The sequence below is a fragment of the Sanguibacter antarcticus genome (genome assembly GCF_002564005.1).
Lineage (GTDB): Bacteria > Actinomycetota > Actinomycetes > Actinomycetales > Cellulomonadaceae > Sanguibacter > Sanguibacter antarcticus.
Genome location: NZ_PDJG01000001.1, coordinates 591,163 through 604,637 on the forward strand (window position 1 = coordinate 591,163; position 13,475 = coordinate 604,637).

A 13,475-nucleotide genomic window follows, 5' to 3' on the forward strand; every position below is an offset into this window, starting at 1 on the left:
GGTGACCACCGCCGCCCCGCAGACACGGCCGACCAGCCCCCTGCGCTCCTGGCCAGGATCCTGGCCCGCTGCCGCGACCGCAGGCCTCGCGCTCGTCGCGTTCGCTGCCTACCTCACGCTGTCGCTCGCGCGCTGGTACCGGTGGGCGAACCCGTCCTGGGACCTCGCGATCTTCGAGCAGGCCGTCCGCGGCTATGCCCACCTCGGCGCGCCGATCGTCACCATCAAGGGTGCGGACTTCAACCAGCTCGGGGACCACTTCTCCCCGCTCCTCGTGCTCCTCGCGCCCTTCTACCGCCTCTTCCCGACGCCCGTGACGCTGCTCGTCGCGCAGTGCGTGCTCGTCGCCGTCTCGGTCGTGCCCGTCACAGCGGTCGCTCGTCGGATCCTGGGAACGTGGCGAGGCCTCGCGCTCGGCACCGCCTACGCCTTCTCCTGGGGGATCCAGGCCGCTGTCGACGTCCAGTTCCACGAGTACGCGCTCGCGGTGCCGCTGCTCGCGTTCGGCCTGGCCGCGTTCCTCGACGGTCGGTGGCGCGCGAGCGCCGTGTGGATCGTGCTCCTCCTCGGGGTCAAGGAGGACCTCGGGCTCACTGTCGCGGCGTTCGGTCTCGTCCTGTGGCTGCGAGGGCAGCGTCGGCTCGGTGCGGTCGTGGCCGGGACCGGGGTGCTCGGCATGGCGCTCGTCGTCGGGGTCCTCGTCCCGGCGCTCAACCCGGACGGCCGCTACGACTACTGGGGACGCCTCGACGAGGACGGCTCGGCCGGTTCGACGGGACTGGTCGCCTCCGCGGTGCGCCTGGTCGGTGACCTCCTCGTCCCGGCCGTCAAGATCGAGACGCTCGCGCTGCTCCTCGTCGTCACGGCGTTCGTCGCGCTCCGCTCGCCCCTGGTGCTCCTGGCGGTGCCGACGATCCTGTGGCGGTTCGCCGGCTCGGTAGAGTTCTACTGGGGCACGACGTGGCACTACTCGCTCATCCTCGTCCCGATCCTCTTCGCAGCGGCGATCGACGGACTGCGAACGCTCGAGGGCTCACGGTTCACGGTCCTGCGCAGGTACGCGCGCGCAGCACCAGCCCTCATGCTCCTCGTCGCGGCGGTGCTCCTGCCGCGCTTTCCGCTGGCGGACCTGTGGGAGCCCGGCACGTATGCGCGCAGCGACCGTGTCGAGGTCGGTCAGCGTGCCGTGGCGAGTATCCCGGAGGGCGCCTCGGTGGCGAGCGACCTCGGTCTCATCCTCCAGCTCACCACGCACCACGAGGTGTACTGGCTCGGCGGTGTCCCTGAGGTGGCACCGGACTATGTCGCGCTCGACCTCACCGGGTGGGGCGGCAACCCGCCCGACGACGTCGAGGCCTACACCGAGAACGTGTACCGCGGTGCGAGCTACGAGGTGGTCTTCGACGAGTGGGGATACGTCGTCGCGAAGCGTCTTCCGTGACGCCGCGTCTCCTGTGATGCGCGAGGCGCGGCTCGCGCCCACGACCGGCGGTACGGTGCTGGCATGAAAACTCTGCTCAACATCGTCTGGTTGGTCCTGGCAGGGTTCTGGCTCGCGGTCGGCTATGTGGCCGCCGGCGTGATCTGCTGCCTGCTCGTCGTCACCATCCCGTTCGGGATCGCGTCGTTCCGGCTGGCCGGCTACGCGCTCTGGCCGTTCGGTCGGGACGTGGTCCAGGCGCCGGGAGCCGGTGTCATGTCGCTGCTCGGCAACATCGTGTGGCTGGTCGTCGTCGGCTGGTGGCTGGCGGTCGAGCACGTCGTGGCCGGGGTGGCGCTGTGCGTGACGATCATCGGCATCCCCCTGGGCATCGCCTGCTTCAAGATGGTGCCGCTCGCGCTCATGCCGCTGGGACGGCAGATCGTCCCGACGGGGACGGTCGGGTCCGCCTGGTGACGCTCCGGCCCGTCGACGGCACCTGGTGCGACCGGGGACGGGCTGCGGCGGCGTTCAGCCGCGAGCGAGGTCCGCTGTCGTCGCGCTGGTGAGCGTCACAAGATCGGTGGGGGAGAGCCCGATGTCCAGACCTCGCCGGCCACCAGAGACGTAGACGGTCTCGAGATCGAGGGCGGAGGCGTCCACGACCGTCCGGTGCGGTTGGCGCTGGCCGAGCGGCGAGATGCCACCGACGACGTAGCCTGTCGCGCGCTCGGCGACCTGGTGCTCGGCCATCGTCACCTTCTTGTGCCCTGTCTCGTGCGCGAGCGCCTTGAGGTCGAGCTCTCGGTCGACCGGGACGACGGCCACGACCAGCTCACCGTCGGCAGCGACGACGAGCGTCTTGAACACGTGCGCAGGATCGACCCCGAGCGCCTGCGCAGCCTCGAGGCCGTAGCTGAGGTCGCTGCTCGGGTCGTGGTCATAGGGATGCACCGTGTGCTCGATGCCTGCGGCGTCGAGCGCGACCAGAGCGGGGGTTCCTCCGTGCGGGTGCTTCGTTGCTTTTTTCGACATGCGTTCCACCGTAGCGGCTCGCCGTGTTCCGGCAACACCGGTGAAAATTGTCTGCTTAGATGCTTTCATGTCGCTGTCTGCGCCCGTCGTGTTCCCCGATGCCGTCCCGACCTTCACCGCCGGTGACGTGACGATCCGCGCGCACCGTCCTGGCGACGTCCCGGGCATCGTCGAGCAGTGCGCGGACCCGCTCTCTGTGCAGTGGACGACCATCCCGGTCCCGTACGACGAGTCCATGGCCGTCGGCTGGATCAGCGAGATGGTGCCTGACGGGTGGCGGACCGGCGACGAGCACACCTTCGCGATCGAGTCGACCCACCCGGACGGTGTGCGCCGCTTCAGCGGCAGCCTGTCGCTGCGCGACCGTGGGAGCCGTCGTTCGGAGGTCGCCTTCGGTGCGCACCCCGCGGTCCGCGGCCGCGGCGTCATGACGGCAGCGGTCAACCTGCTCCTCGACTACGGCTTCGAGGGCCTCGGCCTCGAGACGGTCGTCTGGTATGCGAACGCCGGCAACGCGGGATCGCGTCGGGTCGCCTGGAAGACGGGGTTCACCTTCGGCGGGACGATGCGCGCCTGGCTCGACCACCGCGGGGAGACCACCGACGCCTGGGTCGGGACCCTGCACCGGCTCGACACCCGCGAGCCGCGGGCCCCGTGGGACCTGCCTACAGTGCGCTGACCCCGGTCACCTGGAGCACGACCGCGCCCGCCTCGTCGCTCGCATCGAGGTCGACGAGGGCCGTGATGCCCCAGTCGTGGTCGCCGTCCGGGTCGTCGAGGACCTGGCGCACGGACCAGAGCCGCGGGTTGCCGTCCACGCCCTCGGTGATCGCCAGCATCTTCGGCGAGCGGGCCTGCGGGCCGACGCCGATCGCGTCGTCGCCGTAGTGCTCGAACATCGGGTCGAGGGCGTCCGCCCACGTGTCGGCGTCCCACCCGGTCGCGCTCCCGTCCAGGGACGCGAGCCCGGCATAGCTCTCGCGTGCGGCGAGCTCGACGCGGCGGAAGAGCGCGTTGCGCAGCAGCACCCGGAAGGAACGGGCGTTGCCCGTGACGGGTCGGGCGGGGGCCTCGGCGCTGGTGGCGTTGAGGGGGCTGTCCCCGGTGGGCGTGTCTGCGTCGTCGTCGACCGGGTTCGACAGTCGCTCCCACTCGTCGAGCAGGCTCGAGTCCACGCCGCGGACGAGCTCGCCCAACCACTCGGTGATCTCCTCGACCTCTTCGGTGCGCTGCTCGACCGCCACGGTCTGGCGCAGCGTCCGATAGGCGTCGGCGAGGTAGCGCAGCACGACGCCCTCGGTCCGGTCGAGCTGGTACCGCGAGACGAACTCGGTGAACGTCTGAGCGTTCTCGACCATGTCCCGGACGACCGACTTCGGTGAGAGCTCTTGGTCGGCGATCCACGGGTTCGACTTCTTGTACGTGGCGAACGCCGCGCTGAGCAGCTCCTCGAGCGGCTTGGGCCAGGAGACGTCCTCGAGGGCGGCCATCCGCTCCTCGTAGTCATAGCCCTCGGCCTTGAGCGCACCGATCGCCTCGCCGCGTGCCGCACGCTGCTGGCCGTAGAGGACCTGGCGGGGGTCGTCGAGCGTCGCCTCGATGACAGAGACCACGTCGAGGGCGTGCGTCGGCGAATCTGGCTCGAGGAGCTCCTGCGCTGCCAGCGCGAAGGGGGACAACGGCTGGTTGAGCGCGAAGTCGCGCGGCAGGTCGACCGTGAGGCGGACCTGGTAGCCGCCGGCACCGTCGGTGACCTTCTCCACGATGCCCGCCTGGCGCAGAGACCGGTAGATGCGGAAGACCTGGCGGACGTGCGCAGCCTTCTGGCCCTCGTTGTCGTGGTTCGCCACGAGCAGGTGCCGCATCGCGGCGACCGGGTCACCCCCTGAGCCGGTGCTGCGGGCGAGCACGTTGAGGACCATCGCGTGGTTCACCGTGAAGTGGCTCGTGAGCTGTTCTGGCTCTGCGTCGCGCAGCCGTTCGAACGTCTTGTCCGTCCAGTTGACGGCACCCGCGGGGGCTTTCTTGCGGACGATCTTCTTGAGCTTCTTCGCGTCGTCGCCCGCACGCTCGAGGAGCTTGCGGTTCTCGATGACGTGCTCGGGTGCCATGACGAGCACCTCACCGACGGTGTCGTATCCGGCGCGTCCCGCACGCCCGGCGATCTGGTGGAACTCGCGGGCCGACAGGTGACGCATACGCTCGCCGTCGTACTTCACGAGGCTCGTGAGGAGCACGGTGCGGATCGGCACGTTGATCCCGACGCCGAGGGTGTCGGTGCCGCAGACGACCTTGAGCAGGCCCTTCTGCGTGAGCCGTTCCACGACGCGGCGGTACTTGGGGAGCATGCCGGCGTGGTGGACACCGATGCCGTGCCGGAGAAACTTGCTGAGCGACTTGCCGAAGCCCGAGCTGAAGCGGAAGTCGGCGAGCTCGGAGACGATCGCGTCCTTCTCGGTCTTCGAGGCGACGTTCATGCTCAGGAGGGACTGTGCCCGGTCGACGGCGTCCTTCTGCGTGAAGTGCACCACGTACACGGGCGCACGATGGGTGTGCACGAGCTCGTCGATCACCTCGGTGAGCGGCTCGACGACATAGGTGAAGTTCAGGGGGACGGGCCGCTCGACGCTCGTCACCGTCGCGACAGGGCGCTCGGTCCGCGTCTCGAGATCCTCCACGAACGGTGTCGTGTCACCGAGCGTCGCAGACATGAGGAGGTACTGCGCCTTGGGCAGCTCGAGGAGCGGGACCTGCCACGCCCACCCGCGCTGCGGGTCGGCGTAGAAGTGGAACTCGTCCATGACCACCTGGTCGACGTCGGCGTCGTTGCCGTCGCGCAGCGCGATGTTCGCGAGGATCTCGGCGGTGCAGCAGATGATCGGGGCTGTCGGGTTGACGGAGGAGTCCCCGGTCATCATCCCGACGTTCGCCGAACCGAACGCGTCGACGAGCGCGAAGAACTTCTCGCTCACGAGGGCTTTGAGCGGCGCGGTGTAGAAGGAACGGCGTCCGTCAGCGAGCGCGGCGAAGTGCGCCCCCATCGCGACGAGGGACTTGCCCGATCCGGTCGGTGTGCTGAGGATGACGTGCGAGCCCGAGACGAGCTCGATGAGCGCCTCGGACTGTGCGGGGTAGAGCGTGAGCCCGCGGTCCTGGGCCCAGGACGTGAAGCCCTCGTAGAGCTCGTCCGGGTCTGGTGCGCCGCCGTCCATGACGGGCGGGATGTGGTCGAGCAGGCTGATCTGGACGGGCGTCGAGGAGGTCACCCGGTCGATTCTCCCAGAGGAACGCGGCGGCGCGCCTACGCGGCGTGCGATCGCCATTCCCCAGGCGGCCCGAGGGCGAGCAGGACGGTCATGACGACGGTCACCACGACGAGCAGCAGGGCTGCGAAGAGCGCCGGGTGGACGAGCATCCACCGCAGCAGCCGGCCCACGAGGGTGTGGTCGCGGGGGTCGTCGGTCGTGCTGGTGCGCCACACGCCCTCGAGCATGCCTCGTCGTTCGACGGTGCGCTCGAACGGGACAGTCATGTACGGGACGATCGCCGAGAGGACCCCGACAGCCGTGACGGGGACGCTCCACCGCTGGTTGAGAGCGACGACCACCGCCGTGACCGCGTACGAGAGAAAGACGAAGCCGTGCACCGAGCCGGCGACCCGGACGGGAAGGTCGCCGCCGTCCAGGCCGTACTTGATGATCATCGCAGCGATGAGCAACGTCCAGGTGACGGTCTCGGCGACGGCGACGGCGCGAAACGTTCGCTGCGGGGTCAGGCTCTGTGGCACAGGGGCTCCTAGAGAGAGTCGGGGGCTGCGCCTATTCTCTCTGCTTCTCTCTGCCGGTCGACGCATCGCGCACCAGGTTCTCCTGCCCTAGTCTCCGAAGACGACTCCAACGTGCGGGGGCACACCATGGACGACATCAAGACCGGGATCATCGACCCGCTGAGCAACGCTCTCTACACGTACGTCCTCATCTACCTGCTCGTCGGCGCAGGGATCTGGTTCACCGTCCGCACGCGTGCTGTCCAGGTCCGTCTCGTGCGCCAGATGCTCACGGTCGTCCTCGGCTCCCGGGGCGACTCCGAGGGCGGCATCTCGTCCTTCCAGGCGTTCTGCGTCGGTCTCGCCTCGCGCGTCGGGACGGGCAACATCGTCGGCGTCGCCATCGCGCTGACGCTCGGCGGCCCCGGAGCGATCTTCTGGATGTGGGTCGTCGCGCTGCTCGGCATGGCGACCGCGTTCATCGAGGCGACGCTCGGTCAGCTCTTCAAGGTGCGCAACGACGACGGCAGCTTCCGCGGCGGACCGGCCTACTACATCCAGACCGGGCTCGGCTCGCGGCCCTTCGCCGTCCTGTTCGCCGTGCTGCTCGTCTTCGCCTTCGGCTTCGCGTTCAACATGGTGCAGGCCAACACGATCGGCGACGCCCTCTCGAGCGGCCACGGAGTGAGCACCGCATGGACCGCTATCGGTCTCATGGCGCTCGCAGCACCGGTCCTCTTCGGTGGGGTGCGCCGCATCGCTACCGTCGCCGGAGTCCTCTTGCCGATCATGGCTGGCGCCTACGTGCTCCTCGCCGTCGTCGTCGTCGCGCTGCACGCCACAGAGGTGCCGGGCGTCGTCCGCCAGATCATCGAGAGCGCCCTCGGCATCGACGAGGCTGTCGCGGGGACCGCCGGCGGGATCCTCGCCGCGATGCTCAACGGGGTCAAGCGCGGACTCTTCTCCAACGAGGCGGGGATGGGTAGCGCCCCCAACACCGCAGCGACCGCCACCGTCGACCACCCTGTCAAGCAAGGGCTCGTCCAGTCCCTCGGAGTGTTCGTCGACACGATGGTCGTCTGCTCAGCGACAGCATTCATGATCCTCGTCGCCGGACCCGCCGTCTACGCCCCGGGAACGACCACGGACGCGGCAGGCTCGGCGCTGACGACCTCCGCAGTCGCCGCGTCCCTGGGCTCCTGGACCACACCGCTCATGACCGTGCTCATCTTCGTCTTCGCGTTCTCCTCCGTCCTGGGCAACTACTCGTACGCCGAGGTGAACCTCGCGTTCCTCGGAGTCCACGGCGGCGGGCTCACGGTCCTGCGTGTCCTCGTGCTCGTGGCGGTCGGAGCCGGGGCGCTCCTGAGCCTCGAGACGGTCTGGGCGCTCGCCGACGTCGCGATGGCGTTCATGGCGATCGTCAACCTCGTCTCCATCACGCTCCTCGGACGGTGGGCTCTCGGTGCACTGCGCGACTACGAGAGCCAGGTGCGGGCAGGTGCGCGCGACGGCACACGGCGGACCGGGCGCTTCGTCTCCTCTGGCAACCCCCACATGCCTGGTGACCTACCGGGTGATATCTGGGCGGAGCGGACAGCGACCGCGGAGCGCTGACAGGGCCGAGGAGGCGCACAGACGTGCGGGAGCCGCAGCATCAGGCATGCTGTGCCTGTGACTGGTGACCGCCCCGACACGCCCCGACAGGTGCGCCCTGCTCATGTCTTGGCGCTCGCTGCCGATCCTGAGGCATGACCCGCGTGCGAAAAGTCGATGCTGGGACCGGGGACACCGGCCCGGCAGGCTCCGTGCGTGCGCTCGACGCTGACGACGTCTCTCAGGCCCTCGACCTGCTCGAGGAATCGCGAAGCAACGACGGCTCTGAGTCGCTCGATCGAGCGGTCGACCTCGAGAAGGCCGCACGAGCGCTCGGGAACGTCGAGCTGACGCTGCGCGCGAGGCTCGTCCAGGCAGACGCCATCGAGCGCCAAGGACACCTGGCCGAGGCGACACAGATCATGTGGCAGGTCCACGACTATGCGGCGGACCACGACCGTCCCCGCCTGCTCGCGGGCAGCCACCTCGGCCTCTCCTGGGCTTTTCGCGACATCGGCGACCGCGCCTCGTACCTGGAGCACTCCGTCAAGGCTGTCGATGCTCTCGACGAGGGCGTGCCGCTCACGATGCGCGCGCGCTACCTCATGCGCCTGGCCGACGCGCTCGGCGAGTCCGGCTCGGCAGAGGAGTCGCGTGCCCGCTACGAGCAGGCTGATCGACTGGCAGAGGAAGCCGGCGACGTGGCGCTCCGGCTGCGCTCGCTGAACAACCGAGCGTACGGCGAGTACGCGGCAGGCGACCTCGATCAGGCACAAGAGACGGTCGGCCGGCTCCTCGAGGTGAGCGAGCAGCACGCGATACCGCTGCTGCCGCAGGTGTGGGACACCATCGGCCGCCTGCAGCTCGCCCTCGGCGACCACGCTGCTGCCGTGGCGAGCGCTCGCCGCGCGCTCGCGGAGAACAGCCACCCCGCGACCCGTGAGATCACCGCGGACGCCGAGTTCAACCTGACCCTGGCTGCGGCGCTGCGCGGGCTCGGAGACCACGACGGCGCTCAGGAGGCGCTCGACCGTTGCCGCGAGACGAGCGAGCTGCACGGTCTACGGACCTGGAGAGCCCTGGCCGAGGAAGAGCAGTCTGCGATCCACGCCGGGCGCGGCGACTTCGAGTCGGCCTTCCGCTCGTACAAAGAGTTCTACGCGCTCGAGAAGGAGATGGTCTCGCACGAGCGCGAGGCACAGGCACGGCTGCAGCAGGCGATGTTCGAGACGTCGGAGGCCCGCCAGGAGGCCGCACGGTTCCAGCACGAGTCGTTGCGAGACCCGCTCACCCAGCTGTTCAACAGACGCCACGTCGACCAGACCCTCCCCGGGCTGATCGTCGACGGACGCTCGCGCGGACTCTACGTCGCCGCGGCGCTCATCGACCTCGACCACTTCAAGCGGGTCAACGACACGTTCTCCCACGCCGTCGGCGACGAGGTGCTCGTGCAGGTCGGCGCGCTGATCGACGAGCTCGCCGACAGCATCGTGCTCCCCGCGAGCGCGTTCGCGGCCCGGCTGGGAGGAGAGGAGTTCCTGCTCGTCGTCCAGGCGGCCGACCGCAGCGGCGTGGTGACGCTGGTCGAGGGGCTGCGCCGTGCTGTCGCGGACCACGACTGGAGCCGGCTGACCGGCAACCTCCCGGTGACCGTGAGCATCGGCATCGCCACATCCCGGGACGACGACACGCAATCGACGCTCCTCTCTCGCGCAGACTCCCTCATGTACGCGGCGAAGCACGCGGGTCGCAACCGCAGCAGCGTCGACCAGCCCGGCTGACGGCGTCGCGCGCACCTTGCTCAGCGCCCGGCGCCCAGCCGCTCGCAGACCTCGATGATCTCGTCGCGCAGGTGGCTCGCCTGCCCGGCGAAGGCACGCTGGCGGCGGGCATACTCCGCACGCCCCTCAGGAGTCTCGATCCGGACAGCCCCCTCACCGAGGCTGGACACGTCGTAGGGGGACGCCTGCATATCGAGGGTCCGGACGTCGCGCGTCAGCTCGAAGCAGTCGAGGACGAGGTCGCCCGGAGCCGCAGGCCCGAGCTTGGAGACCCACTTGTAGAGGTCCATGGTGGCGTGCAGGCACCCAGGCTGCTCGAGCGCGACCTGCGACTCGCGTGTGGGCTGCAGGAGGTTGAGCGGACGGGCCTGCGGGGTGAAGAACCGGAACGCATCGAAGTGCGTGCACCGGATCTGGTGCGCCTCGACGACAGCGTCGGTTCCTTCGGCACCCAGCCTCAGCGGGAGCGAGTGCCGTGCGCTCGCAGCCTGCCGGTAGACCATCGCCCACTCGTGGAGACCGAAGCACGCAAGGTTCGCAGGACGTTCTCGGGTCGCAGAGAGCAGCGCGTGGACGTGCTGGACGGTCGCCCCCCGGTCAGCGAGGTACGCGTCGACGTCGAGAGAGACCGAGCCGTCGTCTCCGCTGCGGTGCCAGCGCCAGGCCGCACGCTCCACCAGGTCTGGGAGCGAGAGGGCGTCCCCGCCGAGCGTCACCCCCGCACCAGGGTGCCAGCGCCGCAGCTGTGCGGGACGGGTGCCGTAGTACGTGAAGAGGAAGTCGTCGATCTCGTGGACCCCGCCGCTCTGGCGACGCAGCCGCCACCCGGCCGTGAGCGCGTCGGCGCGCGACGCGTGACCCTCGCTGCGAGGTACCCACTCGCGGGCCTCGAGACGCGTCGAGGACGGGACGTCCACCGGGAGGTCAGAGACGGACGAGGACATCGTCCGAGCCTACGCGTGCGCAGCGGTCAGAAGAGTGCGACCTTGCCCGGCTGCGGGAAGATCGTATCGATCTCCGCCAGGTCCTCGGCCGACAACGGGTGCACCGCCGCAGCGTTCTCGCGCACCTGCGCAGCGCGCGTCGCCCCGGCGATGACGCTCGACACCGTAGGCTGCGCGGCGAGCCACGAGAACGCCACCTGCACCTCGGTGAGCCCGCGTGCTGCCGCAAAGCCCGAGAGCGCCTCGAGCGTGTCCCACGGCGCCGAGTCGAGGACATGGCGCTTCGACTGGGTGATCCGCCCGTCCGCGGGGGCCGCGTCGCGCCGGTACTTGCCCGTGAGCAGACCGTTCGCGAGGGGGAAGTACGGCAGCACGCCGAGGCCGTAGGCGCTCGACGCAGGGATCACCTCGAGCTCGGCCCGCCGGTCGAGCAGGTTGTAGTGGTTCTGGCTCGAGACGAACCGCTCCGTGCCGAGCGCACGCGCGACGTGCTCCGCCTCGGCGACCTGCCACCCGGCGCGGTTGGAGTGCCCGACGTACCGGACCTTCCCCGAGGTCACGAGCGCGTCGAGGGCGCTGAGCGTCTCCTCGATCGGCGTCCCCGGGTCGGGTGTGTGGTGCTGGTACAGGTCGATCCAGTCGGTCCCGAGGCGTCGCAGCGACGCCTCGACCGAGGCGATGACGTATCGGCGTGAGCCGCGTGCGCCGAGGTCGGGTCCGTTCGCCCCGCGCGCGTCCATGCCGAACTTCGTCGCGACGACGACCTCGGAGCGTCGGGAGCCGAGGGCCTTGCCGAGGAGCTCCTCGGAGAGGCCTGGGTGCGCGCCGTAGACGTCGGCGACGTCGAAGAACGTGATCCCCGCGTCGAGCGCAGCCTCGACGACCTCCCGGCTCCCGTCGAGCGACTCGGTCGCGGTGTTCGGCCGGCCGAGGTTGTTGCAGCCGAGGCCAACCACGGACACGGTGAGGCCCGAGCGGCCGAGATGGCGCAGGTCAGAAGAGGTCGTCATGGGCACGAACCTACGTCCTGGTGGTCGTGGGCAGCCACTCGTGGGCCGTTCGTGTGACCACGATCTGAGAACCTGGTCTCATCGGGTCGTTCTCGCGCTTACCGTCAGCACTATGAACCAGCCGACCCCGGTGCGTACCGCCGCGCAGTCCGAGTCGCTCCGCCAGGCACCGACCGGTGCGCTGGGGAGCGAACAGTCCCGTGAGTCCGAGTCCTACACCCACGGCCACCACGACTCTGTCCTGCGATCGCACCGGTCGCGCACCGCCGCGAACTCCGCGGCCCACCTCGTCCCGCTGCTGCGCCCGGGCATGAGCGTCCTCGACGTCGGGTGCGGACCGGGGACGCTCACCGTCGACCTCGCTCGGCTCGTCGCTCCGGGGCAGGTGACCGGTGTCGACGCCGCGACGTCGATCCTCCGCAGCGCCCGCGAGCTCGCAGCCGGGTCTCGGCTCGGGAACGTCTCGTTCGAGCACGCGAACGCCTACCAGCTCCCGTTCGCTGACGACACCTTCGACGTGGTGCACGCCCACCAGCTTCTCCAGCACCTCTCCGACCCGGTCGCAGCCATCGCCGAGATGCGCCGCGTCACGAAGCCAGGCGGCATCGTCGCCGCCCGGGACGCCGACTACGCCGCCATGACGTGGTACCCCGAGTCTGCGGGCCTGACGGAGTGGAACGCGCTGTACCACGAGGTGACGTCGGCCTACGGATACCAGGCAGACGCAGGGCGCCGCCTGTTCAGCTGGTTCCAGGAGGCGGGTTTTGTGCCCGACGACCTCACGGCATCGGCTGGCGTCTGGTGCTACGCGACGCCCGAGGCCCGGAGCTGGTGGGGCGGGCTGTGGGCCGAACGATGTATCGCGTCGAACTTCGCACGCCAGGCCAAGGAGTCCAATCTCGCGGACGACGTCCTGCTCGAAGAGCTGGCGCACGAGTGGCAGCGCTGGTCCGAGCAGCCCGACGGCTGGTTCAGCGTCCTCAACGGTGAGGTCCTGGCCCGCGTCTGAGGGGCGCACCACCTCGCGAGACACGTAGGCTGGTCCCGTGCGCATCGCGAGATTTACCACTGGAGACGACCCCCGATTCGGCCTCGTGCAGACCGAGCACGGCAAGGACTACCTCGCCGTCCTCAACGGCGACCCGTTGTTCATGCCCGTCAACCCCACGGGGGAGCGGATCGAGATCGGGGACGGCGTCCGGCTGCTCGCCCCCGTCATCCCACGCTCGAAGGTCGTGGGTGTCGGCCGCAACTACGCCGACCACGCGGCCGAGATGGGAAACGACCTCCCGACCAGCCCGTTGCTGTTCTTCAAGCCCAACACCTCGATCATCGGGCCCGACGATCCCATCATCCTGCCCGACTTCACGAGCGAGGTGAGCTACGAGGCCGAGCTCGCTGTCGTCATCGGCCGGCTCACCAAAGATGTGACGCCCGAGAACGCCCACAAGCACATCCTCGGCTACACGGTCGCGAACGACGTCACGGCTCGTGACGCCCAGCGCACCGACGACCAGTGGGCCCGGGCCAAGGGCTTCGACACGTCGTGCCCCGTCGGTCCGTGGATCGTCACGGATCTCGCGACCGACGAGCTCGGTGTGAGCTCGCGGGTCAACGGCGAGCCGCGGCAGGACGGCAACACCCGCGATCTCGTGTTCGACATCGCCTACCTCGTGTCCTACATCTCTGAGGCGTTCACGCTCCTTCCCGGCGACCTCATCCTCACCGGCACACCCGCGGGCGTCGGCCCGATCGTCGCCGGCGACCGCGTCGAGTGCGAGGTCGAAGGCATCGGCGTCCTGAGCAACCCTGTCGTCCGGCGCGGCGTCACCGACTGACGGCCTAGCCCGGGCGGGCCGCTCCTGCGGCTCGCTCCTCCCGAGACTGATCCCGAAACCGATCCCGAAATCCAGGTGCGTCCGT

At 69.6% G+C, this 13,475-nt stretch carries 12 protein-coding genes; 7 read left to right on the forward strand and 5 right to left on the reverse strand.

Going from position 1 to position 13,475, the window contains the following annotated elements; all coding sequences use genetic code 11:
* Position 1: 1 nt before the first annotated feature.
* Together ATL42_RS02605 and ATL42_RS02610 are read left to right on the forward strand one after the other, a co-directional pair.
* Complete coding sequence (locus ATL42_RS02605; RefSeq protein ID WP_169925321.1) at positions 2–1,441, forward strand: DUF2079 domain-containing protein; 1,440 nt, start codon at positions 2–4, stop codon at positions 1,439–1,441.
* A gap of 63 nt (positions 1,442–1,504) precedes the next feature.
* Positions 1,505–1,897: a YccF domain-containing protein gene (locus ATL42_RS02610; RefSeq protein WP_098454020.1), complete on the forward strand. Its 393-nt coding sequence runs from the start codon at positions 1,505–1,507 to the stop codon at positions 1,895–1,897.
* Positions 1,898–1,951: 54 nt separating this feature from the next.
* Here ATL42_RS02610 and ybaK read toward each other — a convergent pair whose 3' ends face one another.
* Positions 1,952–2,455 carry a Cys-tRNA(Pro) deacylase gene (gene ybaK, locus ATL42_RS02615; protein WP_098454021.1) on the reverse strand — a complete coding sequence of 168 codons (504 nt, stop codon included), beginning with the start codon at positions 2,453–2,455 and terminating at the stop codon, positions 1,952–1,954.
* 67 nt (positions 2,456–2,522) lie between these two features.
* Between ybaK and ATL42_RS02620 the strand changes: the two genes are divergently transcribed.
* Positions 2,523–3,134 carry a GNAT family N-acetyltransferase gene (locus ATL42_RS02620; RefSeq protein ID WP_169925322.1) on the forward strand — a complete coding sequence of 204 codons (612 nt, stop codon included), beginning with the start codon at positions 2,523–2,525 and terminating at the stop codon, positions 3,132–3,134.
* Here the strand turns inward: ATL42_RS02620 and ATL42_RS02625 are convergent.
* Both ATL42_RS02625 and ATL42_RS02630 read right to left on the reverse strand, forming a co-directional pair.
* Positions 3,121–5,667: a DEAD/DEAH box helicase gene (locus tag ATL42_RS02625; RefSeq protein ID WP_211281848.1), complete on the reverse strand. Its 2,547-nt coding sequence runs from the start codon at positions 5,665–5,667 to the stop codon at positions 3,121–3,123. The genes ATL42_RS02620 and ATL42_RS02625 overlap by 14 nt on opposite strands.
* 89 nt (positions 5,668–5,756) lie before the next feature.
* Entirely contained in the window at positions 5,757–6,242 is a 486-nt protein-coding gene (locus ATL42_RS02630) for a DUF3817 domain-containing protein (RefSeq protein WP_245862029.1), read from the reverse strand.
* A 126-nt stretch (positions 6,243–6,368) separates the two neighbouring features.
* On the opposite strand from ATL42_RS02630, the gene ATL42_RS02635 reads away from it, so the two are divergent.
* Complete coding sequence (locus ATL42_RS02635; protein ID WP_098454024.1) at positions 6,369–7,838, forward strand: alanine/glycine:cation symporter family protein; 1,470 nt, start codon at positions 6,369–6,371, stop codon at positions 7,836–7,838.
* Positions 7,839–7,972: 134 nt separating this feature from the next.
* Positions 7,973–9,598 carry a tetratricopeptide repeat-containing diguanylate cyclase gene (locus ATL42_RS02640; RefSeq protein ID WP_098454025.1) on the forward strand — a complete coding sequence of 542 codons (1,626 nt, stop codon included), beginning with the start codon at positions 7,973–7,975 and terminating at the stop codon, positions 9,596–9,598.
* Positions 9,599–9,618: 20 nt separating this feature from the next.
* Here the strand turns inward: ATL42_RS02640 and ATL42_RS02645 are convergent, their stop codons facing one another.
* Both ATL42_RS02645 and ATL42_RS02650 read right to left on the reverse strand, forming a co-directional pair.
* Complete coding sequence (locus ATL42_RS02645; RefSeq protein ID WP_245862032.1) at positions 9,619–10,542, reverse strand: 3-methyladenine DNA glycosylase; 924 nt, start codon at positions 10,540–10,542, stop codon at positions 9,619–9,621.
* A 26-nt stretch (positions 10,543–10,568) separates the two neighbouring features.
* Complete coding sequence (locus ATL42_RS02650) at positions 10,569–11,552, reverse strand: aldo/keto reductase (RefSeq protein ID WP_098454026.1); 984 nt, start codon at positions 11,550–11,552, stop codon at positions 10,569–10,571.
* A gap of 112 nt (positions 11,553–11,664) precedes the next feature.
* Here ATL42_RS02650 and ATL42_RS02655 point away from each other — a divergent pair, with 112 nt between their 5' ends.
* Positions 11,665–12,561 (forward strand): methyltransferase domain-containing protein, encoded by an 897-nt coding sequence (locus tag ATL42_RS02655; protein WP_098454027.1) that lies wholly within the window; start codon positions 11,665–11,667, stop codon positions 12,559–12,561.
* Positions 12,562–12,598: 37 nt separating this feature from the next.
* Complete coding sequence (locus tag ATL42_RS02660) at positions 12,599–13,390, forward strand: fumarylacetoacetate hydrolase family protein (RefSeq protein WP_098454028.1); 792 nt, start codon at positions 12,599–12,601, stop codon at positions 13,388–13,390.
* Positions 13,391–13,475: the final 85 nt, after the last annotated feature.

Bases quoted from the DNA above. Each gene is read 5' to 3' on its own strand.
- ATL42_RS02655 (WP_098454027.1), top strand. From the start codon at position 11,665: ATGAACCAGCCGACCCCGGTGCGTACCGCCGCGCAGTCCGAGTCGCTC.
- ybaK (WP_098454021.1), bottom strand. From the start codon at position 2,455: ATGTCGAAAAAAGCAACGAAGCACCCGCACGGAGGAACCCCCGCTCTG.
- ATL42_RS02645 (WP_245862032.1), bottom strand. From the start codon at position 10,542: ATGTCCTCGTCCGTCTCTGACCTCCCGGTGGACGTCCCGTCCTCGACG.
- ATL42_RS02640 (WP_098454025.1), top strand. From the start codon at position 7,973: ATGACCCGCGTGCGAAAAGTCGATGCTGGGACCGGGGACACCGGCCCG.
- ATL42_RS02620 (WP_169925322.1), top strand. From the start codon at position 2,523: ATGTCGCTGTCTGCGCCCGTCGTGTTCCCCGATGCCGTCCCGACCTTC.
- ATL42_RS02625 (WP_211281848.1), bottom strand. From the start codon at position 5,667: ATGGACGGCGGCGCACCAGACCCGGACGAGCTCTACGAGGGCTTCACG.
- ATL42_RS02610 (WP_098454020.1), top strand. From the start codon at position 1,505: ATGAAAACTCTGCTCAACATCGTCTGGTTGGTCCTGGCAGGGTTCTGG.
- ATL42_RS02650 (WP_098454026.1), bottom strand. From the start codon at position 11,552: ATGACGACCTCTTCTGACCTGCGCCATCTCGGCCGCTCGGGCCTCACC.
- ATL42_RS02635 (WP_098454024.1), top strand. From the start codon at position 6,369: ATGGACGACATCAAGACCGGGATCATCGACCCGCTGAGCAACGCTCTC.